Annotated in this window: 16 protein-coding genes; 9 read left to right on the top strand and 7 right to left on the bottom strand. The window is 70.9% G+C overall.

The genetic code is table 11. The annotated features are described in order from the left end of the window. Positions 1 to 68 precede the first annotated feature (68 nt). Positions 69 to 1,154, top strand: a complete 1,086-nt coding sequence (locus OG764_RS11755) for a branched-chain amino acid aminotransferase (RefSeq protein WP_328968367.1) — start codon at positions 69 to 71, stop codon at positions 1,152 to 1,154. A 93-nt stretch (positions 1,155 to 1,247) separates the two neighbouring features. Here the strand turns inward: OG764_RS11755 and OG764_RS11750 are convergent, their stop codons facing one another. Next, positions 1,248 to 1,400: a hypothetical protein gene (locus OG764_RS11750; protein WP_328968366.1), complete on the bottom strand. Its 153-nt coding sequence runs from the start codon at positions 1,398 to 1,400 to the stop codon at positions 1,248 to 1,250. A 24-nt stretch (positions 1,401 to 1,424) separates the two neighbouring features. Beyond that, complete coding sequence (locus OG764_RS11745) at positions 1,425 to 2,885, bottom strand: cytosine permease (protein WP_328968365.1); 1,461 nt, start codon at positions 2,883 to 2,885, stop codon at positions 1,425 to 1,427. Positions 2,886 to 3,028: 143 nt separating this feature from the next. Here OG764_RS11745 and ureA point away from each other — a divergent pair, with 143 nt between their 5' ends. The 6 genes from ureA to OG764_RS11715 all read left to right on the top strand — a co-directional run bounded on the left by ureA (position 3,029) and on the right by OG764_RS11715 (position 10,519). Then, positions 3,029 to 3,724: an urease subunit gamma gene (ureA, locus tag OG764_RS11740; protein ID WP_328968364.1), complete on the top strand. Its 696-nt coding sequence runs from the start codon at positions 3,029 to 3,031 to the stop codon at positions 3,722 to 3,724. Next, positions 3,721 to 5,457 (top strand): urease subunit alpha, encoded by a 1,737-nt coding sequence (locus tag OG764_RS11735; protein ID WP_328968363.1) that lies wholly within the window; start codon positions 3,721 to 3,723, stop codon positions 5,455 to 5,457. Before ureA ends, OG764_RS11735 begins: the two co-directional genes overlap by 4 nt. 59 nt (positions 5,458 to 5,516) lie before the next feature. Beyond that, positions 5,517 to 6,521: an agmatine deiminase family protein gene (locus tag OG764_RS11730; RefSeq protein WP_328972958.1), complete on the top strand. Its 1,005-nt coding sequence runs from the start codon at positions 5,517 to 5,519 to the stop codon at positions 6,519 to 6,521. 47 nt (positions 6,522 to 6,568) lie between these two features. Beyond that, positions 6,569 to 7,192 carry a TetR/AcrR family transcriptional regulator gene (locus OG764_RS11725; protein ID WP_328968362.1) on the top strand — a complete coding sequence of 208 codons (624 nt, stop codon included), beginning with the start codon at positions 6,569 to 6,571 and terminating at the stop codon, positions 7,190 to 7,192. A gap of 298 nt (positions 7,193 to 7,490) precedes the next feature. Then, positions 7,491 to 9,092: a citramalate synthase gene (cimA, locus tag OG764_RS11720; RefSeq protein WP_328968361.1), complete on the top strand. Its 1,602-nt coding sequence runs from the start codon at positions 7,491 to 7,493 to the stop codon at positions 9,090 to 9,092. An 83-nt stretch (positions 9,093 to 9,175) separates the two neighbouring features. After that, positions 9,176 to 10,519, top strand: coding sequence for a hypothetical protein (locus tag OG764_RS11715; RefSeq protein WP_328968360.1), 1,344 nt, complete (start codon positions 9,176 to 9,178; stop codon positions 10,517 to 10,519). A 26-nt stretch (positions 10,520 to 10,545) separates the two neighbouring features. Here the strand turns inward: OG764_RS11715 and OG764_RS11710 are convergent, their stop codons facing one another. Continuing rightward, on the bottom strand, positions 10,546 to 11,178 hold the full coding sequence (locus OG764_RS11710; RefSeq protein ID WP_328968359.1) for a YceI family protein: 633 nt from the start codon (positions 11,176 to 11,178) through the stop codon (positions 10,546 to 10,548). Between the two features lie 239 nt (positions 11,179 to 11,417). Between OG764_RS11710 and OG764_RS11705 the strand changes: the two genes are divergently transcribed. Both OG764_RS11705 and OG764_RS11700 read left to right on the top strand, forming a co-directional pair. Further along, positions 11,418 to 13,001 (top strand): acyl-CoA carboxylase subunit beta, encoded by a 1,584-nt coding sequence (locus tag OG764_RS11705; RefSeq protein WP_328968358.1) that lies wholly within the window; start codon positions 11,418 to 11,420, stop codon positions 12,999 to 13,001. Between the two features lie 16 nt (positions 13,002 to 13,017). Continuing rightward, positions 13,018 to 13,218: an acyl-CoA carboxylase subunit epsilon gene (locus OG764_RS11700; protein WP_328968357.1), complete on the top strand. Its 201-nt coding sequence runs from the start codon at positions 13,018 to 13,020 to the stop codon at positions 13,216 to 13,218. A 178-nt stretch (positions 13,219 to 13,396) separates the two neighbouring features. Here OG764_RS11700 and OG764_RS11695 read toward each other — a convergent pair whose 3' ends face one another. From OG764_RS11695 to OG764_RS11680, 4 genes are all read right to left on the bottom strand, one after another. Beyond that, complete coding sequence (locus OG764_RS11695; RefSeq protein ID WP_328968356.1) at positions 13,397 to 13,990, bottom strand: GTP-binding protein; 594 nt, start codon at positions 13,988 to 13,990, stop codon at positions 13,397 to 13,399. Then, complete coding sequence (locus OG764_RS11690) at positions 13,971 to 14,540, bottom strand: DUF742 domain-containing protein (protein WP_328968355.1); 570 nt, start codon at positions 14,538 to 14,540, stop codon at positions 13,971 to 13,973. Before OG764_RS11690 ends, OG764_RS11695 begins: the two co-directional genes overlap by 20 nt. Before the next feature lie 115 nt (positions 14,541 to 14,655). Continuing rightward, positions 14,656 to 15,069: a roadblock/LC7 domain-containing protein gene (locus OG764_RS11685; protein WP_328968354.1), complete on the bottom strand. Its 414-nt coding sequence runs from the start codon at positions 15,067 to 15,069 to the stop codon at positions 14,656 to 14,658. A 10-nt stretch (positions 15,070 to 15,079) separates the two neighbouring features. Continuing rightward, the gene (locus OG764_RS11680) at positions 15,080 to 18,250 is read right to left on the bottom strand and encodes a sensor histidine kinase (protein WP_328968353.1); all 3,171 of its coding nucleotides are present in this window, start codon (positions 18,248 to 18,250) and stop codon (positions 15,080 to 15,082) included. Between the last annotated feature and the right edge of the window lie 13 nt (positions 18,251 to 18,263).

Genomic DNA, 18,263 nt, shown 5'->3' with positions numbered 1-18,263 from the left:
AAGCTCGGACGTCCTGGTACGCCGTTGAGCGCGGTCCACTCCACACAACCGGTGAAGGACACGCACTCATGACGACGCCCACGATCGAGCTCAAGCCCTCCGCGAACCGTCTGTCCGACGCGGAGCGCGAGGCGATCCTGACCAGCCCGGGATTCGGCCGCCACTTCACCGACCACATGGTGACGATCAAGTGGACCGAGGGGCGCGGCTGGCACGACGCCGAGCTGGTCCCCTACGCGCCGCTGTCGATCGACCCGGCGAACATGACGCTGCACTACGCGCAGACGATCTTCGAGGGCCTGAAGGCCTACCGCCAGCCCGACGGCACCGTCGCCACCTTCCGCCCGCAGGCCAACGCCGAGCGGTTCCAGGCCTCCGCCCGCCGCATGGCCATGCCGGAGCTGCCCACCGAGCTGTTCATCGAGGCCTGCGACGTCCTCATCGAGCAGGACCGCGACTGGGTGCCGTCCTCCGGCGAGGCCTCCCTCTACCTGCGGCCCTTCATGTTCGCCAGCGAGGTCGGCCTCGGCGTCCGCCCGGCCAACGAGTTCCTCTTCATGGTCATCGCCTCCCCGGCCGGCGCCTACTTCCCCGGCGGGGTCCAGCCCGTCTCCGTCTGGCTCTCCGAGGAGTACGTCCGCGCGGTCAAGGGCGGCACCGGCGCGGCCAAGACCGGCGGCAACTACGCGGCCTCCCTCGTCGCGCAGGCCCAGGCGGCCGAGCACGGCTGCGACCAGGTGGTCTGGCTGGACGCCGTCGAGCACCGCTGGATCGAGGAGATGGGCGGCATGAACCTGTACTTCGTGTACGGCGACCGCATCGTCACCCCCACGCTCACCGGCTCGCTGCTCCCCGGCATCACCCGCGACTCGCTGCTGACGATCGCCCGCGACCTCGGCTACACCGCCGAGGAGGGACGTATCTCCACCGAGGACTGGAAGCGCGACAACGAGAACGGCACGCTGACCGAGGTCTTCGCCTGCGGCACCGCCGCCGTCATCACCCCCGTCGGTTCGGTCAAGTCCGAGCGCGCCGACTGGACCCAGGGCAACGGCGAGCCCGGCGAGGTCACCATGAAGCTGCGCAAGGCGCTGCTCGACCTCCAGACCGGCCGCAGCGCGGACACCCACGGATGGATGCACCCGCTCGGCTAGGACGTACCGCATGCGGGAGGGCCCCGGCGCGCACCGCGTGCCGGGGCCCTCCCGTGTCTCCGTACGTCCTGCCCGAGCGGGACGGCGCGCGGGTCAGAGCCTCTTGCGGGGCTTGCGCAGGCGGCGGCGCTCGGCCACCTTGGTCGCGCCGTCCGGCCCCAGGCCGATCAGTACGTCACCGAAGAGGTACGCCAGACCGGCGACCCCCCGGACGGCCTTCCCCAGTACGAACGCTGCCTCTTCCACGTGCTTCCTCCCCGATGGCTGCCGTCAGTCGACGACAACCGCGATGTTACCGGCCGGTTCTGACGTTTCCGCAGGTCCAGCCGCTGCCGCCGGTCCGCCCGCCGTACCGCGCCGGACCGTCAGCGCCGCGTAGAGCAGGCCGCCCGACAGCCCCGACAGGATGAAGCTGCAGTCCACCCCGCCGGTCAGGGCCAGCAGCGGCCCCTCGTACAGCGGTGTCGACACGGCGGCCAGGCCCACCGCGGCGCCCAGCGCCCAGGACGCGGTCGCGCGGAGGTTCCACCCGGCGCTGTACCAATAGACGCCGCCGCGGGCCCTTCGGTTGAACACCTGGAGGGCGTCCGCGTCGTATTCGCCCCGGCAGCGCACGTAGCCGATCAGCGTGATCACGGCCCACGGGGTGCCGATCGCGGTGAGCAGCAGCACGAACGAGGTCATCGCGGACTGGGCGTCCCAGGCGAAGGAACCCAGGAACACGAACGCGGTCGCGACGGCCGCGGCGATCACGGTGGCCCTGGTCCGGGTGGTCCGGGGGACGATCGCGTCGAGGTCCAGGCCCATGGAGTAGAGCATCAGCCCGGCGTTGCCGACGGAGCCGGCCGCGGCGGCGGCGAGCAGCGGCACCAGGTACCAGCCGGGGGAGGCGGCCACCAGCGGGCCGGCGTACTCCAGGCCGGCGCGGGCGGCGAGCGCCGTGTACGTGCCGAACAGCTGCGGGACCAGCAGGCCCACGAGGAGGCCCAGACAGGTGGCCCGGTAGACCGTACGGGAGCCGTGTCGGCGCGGGGAGACGTAGCGGGTGTAGTCGCCGAGCAGGGTGATGAAGGCGACCGGGCCGCTGAGCCCGGCGGCGACCGTGGCCAGCAGCCAGGTCGGCCAGAACGAGCCGAGCAGGTAGCCGCCGGTGTCGGGCGGGGCGGCCGTCGTGAAGTCGCCGGAGTACGCGAAGACGCCGACGGCGAGCAGTACCACCATGCCCACGGCGAGCACCTTGCTCACGCGCAGCAGCAGCCGGTAGCCGAAGACCGCCCCGACCACGGTGCACGCGGCCAGGACCCCGTACATCACGCCCCGGGTGGCGCCGGTGTCCGGCAGCCCGGTCAGCCGGGACAGGACGCCGACCATGACGTCGCCGCCGATCCACAGGGTGAGGGCGGTGTAGCCGAGCGAGAGCAGCAGGCCGACCACCGAGCCGACGAGCCGGCCCCGCACCCCGAACTGGGCTCCGCTGGACGTGGACAGGTTGGTGCCCGTCCGCAGGGACACCAGGGCCAGCGGCGCGGTGAACGCGATTCCGACCACGGTTCCGGTGACGATCGCGGTGACCGAGGGCCACAGACCCAGCCCGAATGACGGAGGCAGCCAGCCGAAGACGATCACACCGAGGCAGAGATTGGAGCCGAGGAGGATCGAAATCAAGTCACGAGGGCCGCTGGTGCGCTCGTCTTCCGGGATGGTGTCGACGCCGCGCTGTTCGATGGGCATGCAGAACTCCCTGGCAGGGCGATGAAGGTTTGAGTGCCATTCAATGTGACCTAGTTCCGGCTCTGCGGTCAATGATTCCCTGCAAGGAAATGAAGAGTTAGAGTGATGCTCTAACCCGACGACTGGAAGAGTGGTGGATCGTCGTGCGGCTGACTCCTACGGAGCGCGACCGGCTCCTGCTGTTCAGCGCGGCCGAGCTGGCCCGGGCACGCCGGGCGCGTGGCCTGAAACTCAATGTTCCGGAGGCGACCGCGCTGATCGCGGACACCGTCTGCGAGGCGGCCCGCGACGGCAGACGGCTCGCCGATGCCATCGAGGCGGCCCGCAGCGTGCTCGGCCCCGACGACGTCCTGCCGGGCGTCGCCGACGTCGTCACCGAGGTCCACGTCGAGGCCGTGTTCGACGACGGATCGCGGCTCGCCGTGGTCTCCGCGCCCATCCGGGGCGCCACCGGCCTCGGCGACGACGCCCCCGGCGCCGTCGTACCCGGACCCGAGAGCCCCGCGCCCGAACCGGCCCTGCGCCTGACCGTGCAGAACACCGCGTCCGTGCCGGTCAGCGTGACCTCGCACTTCCACTTCTTCGAGGCGAACCCGCGGCTCCACTTCGACCGGGCCGCCGCGTACGGCATGCGGCTGTGCGTGCCGGCCGGATCGTCGGTGCGCTTCGACCCCGGCGGCTCGGCGCAGGTCGGTCTGGTGCCGATCGGCGGTGACCGGATCGCGATCGGCTTCGCGGGCCTGGTCGACGGGCCGCTGGACGCGCCCGGCGCGAAGGAAGAGGCCCTCCGCAAGGCCGCGGCCTGCGGCTACCTGGGAGCAGAAGGAGCAACGTCATGAGCAGGCCCGGCAAGCACAGCGACCACTGCGACCCCGGCGGCAGCCGGCACATCGATCCGCACGAGTACGCGGCGGTGTTCGGTCCGCGTGCCGGTGACCGGGTGCGGCTCGGGGACTCGGGGCTGACCGTGCGGGTGGAGTCGGACGCGCAGAAGGCGGGTGACGAGTTCCTGGCGGGTTTCGGGAAGACGGCCCGTGACGGTCTGCACCTGAAGGCGGCGGCCGTCCGTGACACGTGTGACGTGGTGATCAGCAACGTTCTGGTGATCGATGCGGTCCTCGGCATCCGGAAGGTGTCGATCGGCATCCGTGAGGGCCGCATCCACGCGATCGGCCGGGCCGGCAACCCCGACACCCTCGACGGCGTCGACGTCGTCGTGGGCACCGGCACCTCGATCGTCTCCGGCGAGGGCCTCATCGCCACCGCCGGAGCCGTCGACACCCACGTGCACCTGCTCTCCCCGCGCATCATGGAAGCCTCGCTGGCCGCAGGCGTCACCACGATCATCGGCCAGGAATTCGGGCCGGTCTGGGGCGTCGGGGTCAACTCACCGTGGGCCCTCAAGCACGCCTTCAACGCCTTCGACGCCTGGCCGGTCAACATCGGCTTCCTGGCGCGCGGTTCCTCGTCGGACGCCGCCCCGCTGGTCGAGGCCCTCGCCGAGGGCGGCGCGTCCGGCTTCAAGGTGCACGAGGACATGGGCGCCCACACCCGCGCCCTCGACACCGCGCTGCGGGTGGCCGAGGAGCACGACGTGCAGGTGGCGCTGCACTCGGACGGCCTCAACGAGTGCCTCTCCGTCGAGGACACCCTGCGGGTCCTGGAAGGCCGCACGATCCACGCGTTCCACATCGAGGGCTGTGGTGGCGGGCACGTGCCGAACGTGCTGAAGATGGCGGGCGTGCCGAACGTCATCGGCTCCTCCACCAACCCCACCCTGCCCTTCGGCCGCGACGCGGTCGCCGAGCACTACGGCATGATCGTCTCCGTCCACGACCTCAAGCCGGACCTCCCCGGTGACGCGGCGATGGCCCGCGACCGGATCCGCGCCGGGACCATGGGCGCCGAAGACGTCCTGCACGACCTCGGGGCCATCGGCATCACCTCCTCCGACGCCCAGGGCATGGGCCGCGCCGGCGAGACCATCCGCCGCACCTTCGCCATGGCCGCCAAGATGAAGGCCGAACTCGGCCCGCTCGAAGGCGACGGGGACGGCGACGACAACGCCCGCGTGCTGCGCTACATGGCCAAGCTGACCATCAACCCGGCCATCGCCCACGGCCTCGCCCACGAGATCGGCTCCATCGAGGTCGGCAAACTCGCCGACATCGTCCTGTGGCGCCCCCCGTTCTTCGGCGCCAAACCACAGCTCGTCCTCAAGTCCGGCTTCCCCGCCTACGGCGTCACCGGCGACCCCAACGCCGCCACCGACACCTGCGAGCCCCTGGTACTCGGCCCCCAGTTCGGCGCGTACGGCGCCACCGCCGCCGACATCTCCGTCGCCTTCGTCTCCGCCGCCGCCGCGGCCCTGGGCGGCGACCAGATGCCCACCCGCCGGCGCCGGGTCGCCGTCCGCGGCACCCGCGGCATCGGCCCGGCCGACCTCCTCCTCAACTCCCGGACGGGCGCGGTCGACGTCGACGGCGCCAGCGGACTCGTCACCCTCGACGGCGACCCGCTGCGCTCCGAAGCCGCCGACTCCGTCTCCCTCAACCGCCTGTACTTCCTGTAAGGACCACGACCGTGACCACGACTCCTGCCGGCGCCACCCCCGCCGCCCTCGGCTTCCGCATGCCCGCCGAATGGGCCCCGCACGAGCGCACCTGGATGGCCTGGCCCTCGCCCAACCCGACCTTCACCACCCCGCAGGAGCTCGCCGACGCCCGCGAGGCCTGGGGCGCCGTCGCCCGCGCCGTGCGCCGCTTCGAGCCGGTGACCCTCGTCGTCGCCCCCGGCGACGCCGACAGCGCCCGCGCGATCGTCGGAGACGACATCGAACTCGTCGAGCGCGAACTCGACGACGCCTGGATGCGCGACATCGGCCCCACCTTCGTCACCGACGGCCAGGGCGGGATCGCCGCCGTCGACTGGACCTTCAACGGCTGGGGAGCCCAGGAATGGGCCCGCTGGGAGCACGACTCCAAGGTCGCCCGCCACGTCTCCGACCTCGCCGGCACCCGTACGTTCAGCACCCGGCTCGTCAACGAGGGCGGCGCCATCCACGTGGACGGCGAGGGCACCGTCCTGCTCACCGACACCGTGCAGCTCGGCGAGGGCCGCAACCCCGGCTGGACCCGCGAGCAGGTCGAGGCCGAGATCCACGCCCACCTCGGCACCACCAAGGCCATCTGGCTCCCGTACGGCCTCGCCGGCGACTACGGCACCTACGGCACCCAGGGCCACGTCGACATCGTCGCCGCCTTCGCCCGCCCCGGCGTCGTCATGGTCCACACCCAGCCCGACCCCGCCCACCCGGACCACGAGCGCTGCAAGCTCATCGCCGCCCTGCTGCGCGCCGCCACCGACGCCCGCGGCCGTCAGCTGGAGGTCGTGGAGATCCCCGCGCCGACCGTGCTGGAGGAGGACGGCGAGTGGGTCGACTACTCGTACATCAACCACTTCCTGTGCAACGACGGCGTCGTCCTGTGCTCCTTCGACGACCCCCGCGACGAGGAGGCGGCCGAGATCTTCCGCGGCCTCTTCCCCGAGCGGACCGTCACCCTCGTGGACGCACGTACGATCTTTGCCGGGGGTGGCGGCATCCACTGCATCACCCAGCAGCAGCCCAAGGCCTGACGGCCGGGGAACCGCAGGACAGGCAGAAGCAGGCAAGGAGCAGGGCCATGACGGGTGCGGCGCGGGCGCGGAAGAACGCGCCGCCACGCGAGGACGTGCTCGCGGCCGCCATGGCCACCATCGCCGAACGCGGCCTGGACGGGCTCACCATGGCCGGTCTGGGCCGCGAGGTCGGCATGAGCAGCGGCCACCTCCTCTACTACTTCCGCAGCAAGGACGAGCTCCTGCTGCAGACACTGGAGTGGAGCGAGGCCGCGCTCGGCGCCGAGCGCGGCGCCCTGCTCTCCCGCCGGGCCCCGGTCCGCGACCGGCTCGCCGCCTACGTGGACCTCTACGTGCCCGACGGCGCCCGCGACCCGCACTGGACGCTGTGGCTGGAGGTCTGGAACCGCTCGCAGAACGCCGGCCCCGAGGAGCGCGACCGGCAGGCCGCCATCGAGGGTGCCTGGCACCGCGACCTGGTCGCCCTGCTCGCCGAAGGCATCTCGCGCGGCGAGGTCCGCCCCCTGGACCCCGACCGGACCGCCACCCGCATCCGGGCCCTCCTGGACGGCTTCAGCATCCAGCTGGCGGTCGGCCTGCCCGGGCTCGCCCGGGACGAAATCCTCGCGCACGCACGGGAGTTCCTCGTGGACACCCTCGCCCCGGACCCCGCACCGCCCGCATCCTGAGACCGGATGATGAGACGGCCCCTGCGCGCGACAGGCCTTATGGCAGACTGCGGACCGTGCATGCGTCCACGATGATTATGGGAAGCAGCGCGCCGGTCCGCAGTGACCGCTGAACCACGGGCAGACCCCCGCGGCAGCGGCCACCGTGCCTCAAGACCCGCGCGCAGACCTCTCGCACCCGCGAGGGGTTTTTTCGTTTCCCGGCCCCATTCCTGCCGGGGGCCGGATGCGCGGGGATGATGGGGGCAGGTGGATCCCGGGCATCCGGAGCCACTCATCCGACAGGAGTCAGATCAGCATGACGACAGAGGTCATCGACGACAGCTTCCATGTCTTCGACACCACGCTGCGCGACGGCGCGCAGCGCGAAGGCATCAACCTCACGGTCGCGGACAAGCTGACGATCGCCCGTCACCTGGACGACTTCGGGGTCGGGTTCATCGAGGGCGGCTGGCCCGGCGCCAACCCCCGCGACACCGAGTTCTTCGCCCGCGCCCGCGCGGAGATCGACTTCAAGCACGCCCAGCTCGTGGCCTTCGGCGCCACCCGCCGGGCCGGCGGCAAGGCGGCCGAGGACCCGCAGGTCAGGGCGCTGCTCGCATCCGGCGCCCCGGTGATCACCCTGGTCGCGAAGTCGCACGACCGGCACGTGGAGCTGGCGCTGCGCACCACGCTCGACGAGAACCTCGAAATGGTCCGGGACACCGTCTCCCACCTGCGGGAACAGGGCCGGCGGGTGTTCGTGGACTGCGAGCACTTCTTCGACGGCTACCGGGCGAACCCGGAGTACGCGAAGTCGGTCGTGCGCACCGCCCACGAGGCCGGCGCCGACGTCGTCATCCTGTGTGACACCAACGGCGGCATGCTGCCCGCCCAGGTGCAGGCCGTCGTCTCCACCGTGCTCGCCGACACCGGCGCCCGCCTCGGCATCCACGCCCAGGACGACACCGGCTGCGCGGTCGCCAACACCCTCGCCGCCGTCGACGCCGGCGCCACGCACGTGCAGTGCACGGCGAACGGCTACGGCGAGCGCGTCGGCAACGCCAACCTCTTCCCGGTCGTGGCGGCGCTGGAGATCAAGTACGGCCGCCGGGTGCTCCCGCAGGGCGCGCTCGCGGAGATGACCCGCATCTCGCACGCCATCGCCGAGGTCGTCAACCTCACCCCCTCCACCCACCAGCCGTACGTGGGCGTCTCCGCCTTCGCGCACAAGGCCGGCCTGCACGCCTCGGCGATCAAGGTCGACCCGGACCTCTACCAGCACATCGACCCCGCCCGCGTCGGCAACAGCATGCGGATGCTCGTCTCCGACATGGCCGGGCGCGCCTCCATCGAGCTGAAGGGCAAGGAGCTCGGCGTCGACCTCGGCGGCGACCGGGCCCTCGTCTCCCGGGTCGTGGAACGGGTCAAGGAGCGCGAGCTCAAGGGCTACACGTACGAGGCCGCCGACGCCTCCTTCGAGCTGCTGCTGCGCGCCGAGGCGGAAGGGCGGGCCCGCCGCTACTTCCGTACGGAGTCCTGGCGGGCGATCGCCGAGACCCGCCCCGACGGCACCCACGCCAACGAGGCCACCGTGAAGCTGTGGGCCAAGGGCGAGCGGATCGTCGCCACCGCAGAGGGCAACGGCCCGGTCAACGCGCTCGACCGGGCCCTGCGGGTCGCGCTGGAGCGGCTCTACCCGGCGCTCGCCAAGTTCGAGCTGGTGGACTACAAGGTCCGGATCCTGGAGGGCACGCACGGCACCGAGTCCACCACCCGGGTGCTGATCTCCACGACCGACGGGCACCGCGAGTGGTCCACGGTCGGCGTCGCCGGCAACGTCATCGCCGCCTCCTGGGAGGCCATCGTGGACGCCTTCACGTACGGACTGCTGCGCGCCGGCGTGGACGCCCTGGAGTAGTCCGGACGCGCCGGTCCCGAGTCAGCCTGGCGCCTTATGCCTGATTTACACGCTAATTCACCCGTTCGGGTAGCGTCATGGGTATGAGGACCAGGCTGATATCCGTACTGTCCGGTCTGCTGCTCGCCCTGTCGGCGACCGCCTTCGTGGCGGCGCCGCAGGCGCAGGCGGACACCGGCCCCGCCGCCGTGGCCGAGGCCCTCAGGCAGGGCCCCGTCTACGTCGATCCGCGCGCCGCGGGGCAGCTGTCCGCCGCGCAGGCTGACGCCCTCGCGCAGAAGATCAAGGACGCCGGGAAACCCGTGTTCGTCGCGGTACTGCCCGCCGGCGACGAGTTCCCGGCCGCCAGTGTGCTGCGGACCCTGCGCACCGAGACCGGCATCACCGGGCTCTACGCCGTCCGCCTCGGCGACGGCTTCAACGCCGGAGCCGACCGGGCCGTCATGCCCGGCAACGCCGTCCGCAACCTCACCGACGCCGTGAAGTCCGGCGGCCCGACCGACGCCGCGACCCAGCTGAACAGCTTCGTCGACCAGGCCCTGACCCAGGCCCGGGGCAGCGCCCCGGCCTCGTGGGGGACCACCGCCGCCGGCTCCGGCAGTGACGTCCCGGTCGGCGGCCTGGTGGCGCTCGGCGCGCTGGCCGCGGTCGGCGGCGGCGGCGCCTACGCGCTGGTGCGCCGCAACCGGAAGAAGAAGGAGGAGGCCGCCCGCGAGGCCGTGGAGCGGCTGCGGGTGGTCGTGGACGAGGACATCACGGCCTTCGGCGAGGAACTGGACCGCCTCGACTTCCACCCCGCCGAGCCGGGCGCCGACGACGCCATGCGCACGGACTTCGAGCACTCGCTGGACTCGTACGACAAGGCCAAGCAGATCATGGGGAACGCGACCCGTCCCGAGGAGGTCACGGGGGTGACCCAGGCGCTGGAGGACGGCCGCTTCTCGCTCGCGGTGCTGGCCGCCCGGCGGGAGGGCAGGCCGCTGCCCGAGCGCCGCGCGCCCTGCTTCTTCGACCCCCGCCACGGCCCCAGTACCCAGGACGCCGAGTGGGCCCCGGCCGGCGGGGCGGCCCGTACCGTCCCGGTGTGCGCGGCGGACGCCGTACGGCTGAGCGAGGGCGGGGACCCGATGGTGCGTACGGTCGCCACCGACAGCGGGCCGCGTCCGTACTACGACGCGGGCCCGGCCTACGGCCCCTGGGCGGGCGGCTACTTCGGCGGCGGCATCCTGCCCGGCCTGCTGATGGGCACCATGCTCGGCTCGATGATGAGCACCCCGGCCTACGCCTCGGACTTCGGGGCCGCCGGTACCGGCTTCGAGGGCGGGGACGTCTCCGGCGCCGACTTCGACTCGTCGGACTTCGGGGGCTTCGACGGCGGGGGAGGCTTCGACGGAGGCGGCGGGTTCGACGGCGGGGGCGGCTTCTAGCCGCCCCCGGGGTCCGGGCGCCGTGGTCAGGCCTGCTTGATCGCGGAGATGTCGAAGGTCAGCTTGACCTTGTCGCTGACCATCACGCCACCGGTTTCGAGGGCGGCGTTCCAGGTCAGGCCCCAGTCGGAGCGCAGGATCTCGGCACTGCCCTCGAAGCCCACGCGCTCGTTGCCGTAGACGTCCGTGGCCGAGCCGTTGAACTCCAGGTCGATGGAGAGCGGACGGGTCACGTCCTTGATCGTCAGCTCACCGGTGATGCGGTACGTGTCACCGCCGAGCTGCGCCGCCCGGGTGGAGCGGAAGCGCATCAGCGGGAACTGCTCGGCGTCGAAGAAGTCGGCGCTGCGCAGGTGGTTGTCACGGTCCGCGATGCCGGTGTCCACCGAGGCGATCTTGATGTCGATGGATGCGGTGGAACGGGCCGGGTCGGCGCCGTCGAGGTGGAGCAGGCCCTCGTGCTCGGCGAAGGAGCCGCGGACGTTGGTGACCATCGCGTGCCGGACGGTGAAGCCGATGCTGCTGTGGGCCGCGTCGACGGTGTAGTCGCCGGTCAGCGCCGCGAGCGCGGGGTCGACGTCGAGGACGGCGACACCGGCGGCGGGGCCGGTCGAGAGGGTGGCGGCCGGGGCGGTGCTGCGGCGGTTGAAGATACCCATGATGACTTCCTCCTTGGTTGAAAGTTGAACAAGAGCAACGCTAGAGCCATTCCGTTCAAATTTCAACTTCTTGGATCGTGTGTGCCGAGTTTTGTCCGGAACCCACAAAGGACCTACGTCCCATCTGGTGGGTCACATGGCCCGGTCCCGGGTTCTGTCCGGGCCGGACAGCGGACCGGGCCGGACACTGTCCGGAACCGACGGAGGTTTTTGCTTGGTCGTCTTCGTAAGGTCAGTACATGACCGTTGTGGATGAGACCCCCGGCGAGCCGACGGACGCTCGCGGCCGTGTGGCCGAGCTGCTGGCCCTGCGTGAGCTGGCGCGGCGTGGCCCGAGTGAGCGGGCGACCGAGGCGCAGCACTCGAAGGGCAAGCTCACCGCTCGTGAGCGGATCGAGTTGCTGCTCGACGCGGGTTCGTTCAAGGAGGTCGAGCAGCTGCGGCGGCACCGGGCGACCGGTTTCGGCCTGGAGGCCCGCAAGCCGTACACCGACGGTGTGATCACCGGCTGGGGCACCGTCGAGGGCCGCACGGTCTTCGTCTACGCCCACGACTTCCGGATCTTCGGCGGCGCGCTCGGTGAGGCGCATGCCACGAAGATCCACAAGATCATGGACATGGCCATCGCGGCCGGTGCCCCGCTGGTCTCCCTGAACGACGGCGCGGGCGCCCGCATCCAGGAGGGCGTCTCCGCGCTCGCCGGGTACGGCGGCATCTTCCAGCGCAACACCAAGGCCTCCGGGGTCATCCCGCAGATCTCCGTGATGCTCGGCCCCTGCGCCGGCGGCGCGGCCTACAGCCCCGCGCTGACCGACTTCGTGTTCATGGTGCGCGAGACCTCGCAGATGTTCATCACCGGCCCGGACGTGGTCCGCGCGGTGACCGGCGAGGAGATCTCCCAGAACGGTCTGGGCGGCGCCGACGTGCACGCCGAGACCTCCGGCGTCGCGCACTTCGCGTACGACGACGAGGAGACCTGTATCGCCGAGGTGCGGTACCTGATCTCGATGCTCCCGTCGAACAACCGGGAGAACCCGCCGGTCCACGAGTCCGACGACCCGGCCGACCGCCGCTCGGACGTGCTGCTGGACCTGGTGCCGGCCGACGGCAACCGCCCGTACGACATGCACAAGGTCATCGAGGAACTCGTCGACGACGGCGACGTCCTGGAAATCCACGAGCGGTGGGCCCGCAACATCATCTGCGCGCTGGCGCGGATGGACGGGCAGGTCGTGGGCATCGTCGCGAACCAGCCGCAGTCGCTGGCGGGTGTGCTGGACATCGAGGCCTCCGAGAAGGCCGCCCGGTTCGTCCAGATGTGCGACGCCTTCAACATTCCGATCATCACGCTGCTGGACGTTCCCGGCTTCCTGCCGGGTGTCGACCAGGAGCACGGCGGGATCATCCGGCACGGCGCGAAGCTGCTGTACGCGTACTGCAACGCGACGGTGCCGCGGATCTCGCTGATCCTGCGCAAGGCGTACGGCGGCGCCTACATCGTCATGGACTCGCAGTCCATCGGCGCCGACCTCACCTACGCCTGGCCGACGAACGAGATCGCCGTCATGGGCGCCGAGGGCGCCGCGAACGTCATCTTCCGCAAGCAGATCGCCGAGGCCGAAGACCCCGAGGCCATGCGCACCCGCATGGTCAAGGAGTACAAGGCCGAGCTGATGCACCCCTACTACGCGGCCGAGCGCGGCCTGGTCGACGACGTGATCGACCCCGCCGAGACCCGCGAAGTCCTCATCAGCTCCCTCGCGATGCTCCGCAACAAGCACGCCGACCTGCCGTCCCGCAAGCACGGCAACCCGCCGCAGTAAGGAGACCCGCCACCACATGAGCACTCCCACTGACACCCTCCTCCGCGTCGAAAAGGGCCACGCCGAACCCGAAGAGCTGGCCGCGATCACCGCGATCCTGCTGGCCCGGGCCGCCGCCGAACCCGCCGCCCAGGCCCTGAACACCCGCTCCACGGCCGGCTGGCGCCGCCTGGAGCGCACCCCGGGCTTCCGCGCCCCGCACAGCTGGCAGGGCTGAGTCCCTGACGAAGGGCCCCGCACCCCCCGAGGGTGCGGGGCCCTTCGCGTACCCGGAACCGGGCGGTGAAGGCCCCCGGACACGGTGAAGGCCCCCGGACTCGGGAAGCCCCCTCGGACACGGGAAAGGCCCCCGGGCTCCGAGGAGCGCGGGGGCCTTTCCGGACACTGCGAATCCGCTACCGCAGTCGTGCCATGAGGGCGTGTTCGACGAGGGTGATGAGTGCGGATTTGGCGTCGGCGCGGTGGCGGGCGTCGGTGGTGATGATGGGTGCGTCGGGGCCGATCTGGAGTGCTTCGCGTACTTCTTCGGGGGTGTAGGGCTGGTGTCCGTCGAAGCCGTTGAGGGCGATGACGAAGGGGAGGCCGCTGTTTTCGAAGTAGTCGACGGCGGGGAAGCAGTCGGCGAGGCGGCGGGTGTCGACGAGGACGACGGCGCCGATGGCGCCGCGGACGAGGTCGTCCCACATGAACCAGAAGCGGTCCTGTCCGGGGGTGCCGAACAGGTAGAGGATGAGGTCTTGGTCGAGGGTGATGCGGCCGAAGTCCATGGCGACCGTGGTGGTCGTTTTGTCACCGGTGTGGGTGAGGTCGTCGATGCCTGCGGAGGCGCTGGTCATGACGGCTTCGGTGCGCAGCGGGTTGATCTCGGAGACGGCGCCGACGAACGTGGTTTTGCCCACGCCGAAGCCGCCTGCCACCACGATCTTCGCGGAGGTGGTGGAGCGGGTGGCTCCGCCGGCAGAACCTCCGTTAGAGCTTGCGAAGTCCACTGAGCACCCTTTCGAGCAGTGTCACGTCAGGCTGACCGCCGGCCGACTCGTCGCCGCCGGGCTGGTGAATGGCGACAAGGCCGGCCTCCGCCAGGTCGGCGACGAGGATCCGGGCGACGCCGAGAGGAATGGAGAGGAGTGCCGAGATCTCCGCGACGGATTTGATCTCCAGGCACAGCCGGCAGATGCGCTGGTGCTCCGGCAACTGCCCTTGCAGCCGCGAGGGATCGGCCGTGGTGCTGACCAGCGCCTCGATGGCGAGCTGGTAGCGCGGCCGGGTCCGGCCACCGGTCATCGCGTACGGACGCACCAGCGGGTTGTGGGCCTTCGGAGCCGCCGGGGCCGCCCGGGTGGGCTGCGGCGGCGGCATATGAGGGGGCTGGGGCTGCTGTCCGTATGGCTGTTGCCCATATGGCTGTTGCATGTACGGGTTCTGCTCCTGGGCGGGGTACCGGGTGGGAGCGGAAGGGAAATTGAAGCGGTTCTGGTCGTGCGCACCCTGCGGCTGCTGCGCGCCGCCATAAGGATGTCCTCCGGGGGGTGTTGTCACGTTTCCTCCTCCGACTCCAAGAACGCAGTACTCCCTGTGGAACCGCGCCACCGCACCCTATGGTGCGATGACGCGAAACGCACTGCCTGTCTGCTGGTTGAGAACTGTTTGCCGACTAGTTGAGAAGACTTCCCTGGAGTTCGGCACGCAGGTCCGGGGTGAGGACGCTGCCCGCCCGGTCCACGAGGAGGGCCATCTCGTAGCCCACGAGGCCGATGTCGCACTCGGGGTGCGCCAGCACGGCCAGCGAGGAGCCGTCGGAGACCGACATCAGGAACAGGAAGCCCCGCTCCATCTCCACCACGGTCTGGTTGACGTGGCCGCCCTCGAAGATGCGGGACGCGCCCGCGGTCAGCGAGGTCAGTCCGGAGGCGACCGCCGCCAGCTGGTCGGCACGGTCCCGCGGAAACCCGTCGGACATGGCCAGAAGAAGGCCGTCGGCGGAGACCACCACGGTGTGGGACACCCCGGGGGTGTTGTCCACGAAATTGGTGATCAACCAGTTCAGGTTCTGTGCCGCCTGGCTCATCGGGCTCACACTAACGCTCCTGGTCATAGCTGTTACTGGACTGCTCTGTTCCCGCGGTGCGGCCCTGCTGAACACCGCGCCGCAGGTTGCTCAACCTGCCGCGCACGTCCTCGGGGGCGCGGGAGACCTGGGGGCCGCCCTGCGGGGTCGATTCCGCGGTGCCCTCGACCAGGTTGGCCTTGGGTACGCGCCGGGGGAGACCCGAGGGGGTGACCCCGCCTGCCTTCGGCTCCTTGAGCTTTCCGGCCTGCTGCCAGCGCTCGTCGTTGCGCGAGCGCCAGGCTTCGTCGCCCGCCTCGTTCTCCGTGGCGGGCGAAGTGGCCCCCTCGAAGAACGACTTGCGCTCCGTTTCCTGCTGCGCCGGCTGCCACTGCTGCTGGCTGCCGCGCCGCGGCAGGCCCGCTCCGGTCATCGTGTGACCGGCGTCGGCAGTGGTGTCCGGACGGTCGAAGCCTACGCGGTTCTGGACCTGTTCGGCACCGGCCTGAGATTCCGATTCGGACCCGAAACCCTGCTGGTAGTCGGCCTGGTACGTGTTCTGCGCAGGCCACTCGGCCTGGTGGGACTGGGCGCCGTAGCCGCCCTCGTACTCCTGGCCGACCGCCTGCTGATCCTGGTACTGCGCCTCCGGATACGCGTACCCCTCCTGCTGGTACGGCGCGTAGCCGGACTCGGCGGGCTGGGCGTAGCCGTTGTCCTGCTGCGGGTAGCCGTCGGCCTGCGGGTAGCCGCCGTTGTCGGCGTACTGGCCTTCCGATTCACCCGGGTACTGCTGGTAGCCGTGTTCCGGCTGGGGTTCCGGCTGGTACTCCGCCTGGGCGGCGAGCGCCTCGCGGCGGCCCTCGCGCTGGAGCGAACGGCCGACCGGGTCGAGGTCCACGGCGCCGTCGGCCTGCGGGGCGTCGTAGCGCGAGTCGTCGAAGCCGAGTTCGGCGGCGGTGCGCAGCGGCGCACCCTCGAAGCTCTGCTGCTGCGGGATCATCGAGGACACGGTGAAGTCGTCGTCCGGGATGCCCTCGCCACCGCCACCGTGGGTGATGGCGTCGGGGAGCATGACCAGCGAGGTGGTGCCGGCGGCCTCGCCCGAGGGGCGCAGCTGGACGCGGATCCCGTGCCGGTCCGACAGCCGGCCGACCACGAAGAGGCCCATGCGCTGCGAGATCGCGGCGTCGACGGTCGGCGGGTTGGCCAGCTTGTGGTTGATGTCCGCGAAGTCCTCGGCGGTGAGGCCGATGCCCTTGTCGTGGATCTCGACCATGACGCGGCCGTCGGGCAGGCGGGTCGCGTTGACGCGGACCTTGGTCTGCGGGGAGGAGAACGTGGTGGCGTTCTCCAGGAGCTCGGCGAGCAGGTGCACGAGGTCGGTCACGGCCTGGCCGTGGATCTCGGCCTCGGAGACGCCGGAGAGTTCGATGCGCTCGTACTGCTCCACCTCGGAGGAGGCGGCGCGCAGGACGTCGACCAGCGGGACCGGCTGGTCCCAGCGGCGGCCCGGCTCCTCACCCGCGAGGATGAGGAGGTTCTCGCCGTTGCGGCGCATACGGGTGGCCAGGTGGTCCAGGCGGAAGAGGTTCTCCAGCTGGTCCGGGTCGGCCTCGTTGTTCTCCAGGTCGGTGATGAGGGTCAGCTGGCCCTCGATCAGCGACTGGTTGCGCATGGAGAGGTTGGTGAAGATCGCGTTGACGTTCCCTCGCAGGAGCGCCTGCTCGGCGGCGAGACGGACGGCTTCGCGGTGGACCTGGTCGAACGCGCGGGCGACCTCGCCGATCTCGTCCTGGGAGTCGATCGGGATGGGCGTGACCCGGGTGTCGACCTTGCCGGGGTCGGTGCGCGAGAGCTGGTCGACGAGCGAGGGCAGGCGCTGCTCGGCGATGTCGAAGGCGGCGGTGCGCAGGTGGCGCATCGAGCGGCCCATCTGGCGGGCCATCATGCCGGCGAGGATGAAGGCGGCGAGGAGGGCCACGACCACGATGGCGCCGATGATGATGGCGTCGTTGCGGGCGTCCTCGGAGATCGCGACGGCCTCGTCCACGGCCTGGGCGACGACGTCCTTCTCGATGTCGGCGTAGGCGTCGAACTTGGCGGTCGCACCGGCCTGCCAGAAGGTGGCGTTGGTGCCCTTCTTCGCCAGGTCCTCCGGGTCCTCGCCGCTGGCTATCGCCTCGGTCATGCCCTCCAGAGCGGAGCCGTCGACGACCGGCGGCGGCACGAAGGGCTGTCCGGCGGCCTGGGCGTCCTGCTTGGCCTGCGCGAGCATGCCCTCGGCCTCTTGGGTCTTCTGGGCGAAGACGGCCTTGAGGCGCTCGGTGTCCGCGTCGGTGCCGGCGGCCACGTACTCGGCGAGGGCGATCTCCTCCAGGTACGCGTACGAGGAGAAGGCGATCAGCTGGCCGGCCTTGACGTCGTCCTTCTTGCTCGGACGGACCAGCAGGTGGGTGCCGATGGAGCGCTGGAGCGAACCGGCGGCCTTGGCCAGCTGGATCGCGTACGCCATGCGGCCGTACGAGGTGATGTTCCCGGTGCCGAGGCCGAGCTCGTTGGAGAACTGCATGAGGTTGTGCTGGACCAGCACGTAGCCCTCTTCGGTGGCCACCGGGCCGCCCTGCTTCGCCGCGACGTTCTTCTTCGCGGTCTCGGCCTGCGCCATGTACGCCGTCGCGCGGATCTGCTCCAGCTTGGGCTCTTCGCGCCGGAACAGGTCGAGGCGGTGCTCCAGGCCCTTCTTGGCGGGCATCCCCTTGACGACCTCGTCGAAGTTCACCTTCGCGCGGTCGGTCGCGGAGCGGGCCTGCGCCACCGCGTCGCTGTCCCGTTTGCCCAGCAGCAGCGGTTCGGCGGTGAGGTCGCGCTCGTTGAGGAGCGCCTGGCTGTATTCGGACGCCGCCTGGACCACGCGCGCGGTCTTCTCCGCGTCCTTGGCCTCGTTCCACGTGGCGATGGCTCCGTTGACCTGGAAGCCACCCATGACCAGTCCGACGAGGACGGGCACGAGGAGGATCGCGTTCAGACGCGTGGGCACACGCCAGTTGCGGGGGGAGAAGCGGCTCTGACTGCCGCTGCTGACGGGCAGGTCGGCAGGTACGTCCGACGACGGCACCGCGCGCTGCGCTGGGGTGAAGTTGCCCCGTGCGTTCCCGTCGGACGGGACTGCCTCCGCGGGGCCCTCGTTGCTTCGCCTCACTCGACCAACAACC

It is taken from the genome of Streptomyces sp. NBC_00239 (genome assembly GCF_036194065.1).
GTDB lineage: Bacteria > Actinomycetota > Actinomycetes > Streptomycetales > Streptomycetaceae > Streptomyces.
This window is presented reverse-complemented; position numbering and strand designations above follow the sequence as displayed.

Coding starts and splice junctions, on each gene's coding strand:
- OG764_RS11755 (WP_328968367.1), top strand. CDS start 69: ATGACGACGCCCACGATCGAGCTCAAGCCCTCCGCGAACCGTCTGTCC.
- OG764_RS11745 (WP_328968365.1), bottom strand. CDS start 2,885: ATGCCCATCGAACAGCGCGGCGTCGACACCATCCCGGAAGACGAGCGC.
- OG764_RS11735 (WP_328968363.1), top strand. CDS start 3,721: ATGAGCAGGCCCGGCAAGCACAGCGACCACTGCGACCCCGGCGGCAGC.
- OG764_RS11730 (WP_328972958.1), top strand. CDS start 5,517: ATGCCCGCCGAATGGGCCCCGCACGAGCGCACCTGGATGGCCTGGCCC.
- OG764_RS11725 (WP_328968362.1), top strand. CDS start 6,569: ATGACGGGTGCGGCGCGGGCGCGGAAGAACGCGCCGCCACGCGAGGAC.
- cimA (WP_328968361.1), top strand. CDS start 7,491: ATGACGACAGAGGTCATCGACGACAGCTTCCATGTCTTCGACACCACG.
- OG764_RS11715 (WP_328968360.1), top strand. CDS start 9,176: ATGAGGACCAGGCTGATATCCGTACTGTCCGGTCTGCTGCTCGCCCTG.
- OG764_RS11710 (WP_328968359.1), bottom strand. CDS start 11,178: ATGGGTATCTTCAACCGCCGCAGCACCGCCCCGGCCGCCACCCTCTCG.
- OG764_RS11705 (WP_328968358.1), top strand. CDS start 11,418: ATGACCGTTGTGGATGAGACCCCCGGCGAGCCGACGGACGCTCGCGGC.
- OG764_RS11700 (WP_328968357.1), top strand. CDS start 13,018: ATGAGCACTCCCACTGACACCCTCCTCCGCGTCGAAAAGGGCCACGCC.
- OG764_RS11685 (WP_328968354.1), bottom strand. CDS start 15,069: ATGAGCCAGGCGGCACAGAACCTGAACTGGTTGATCACCAATTTCGTG.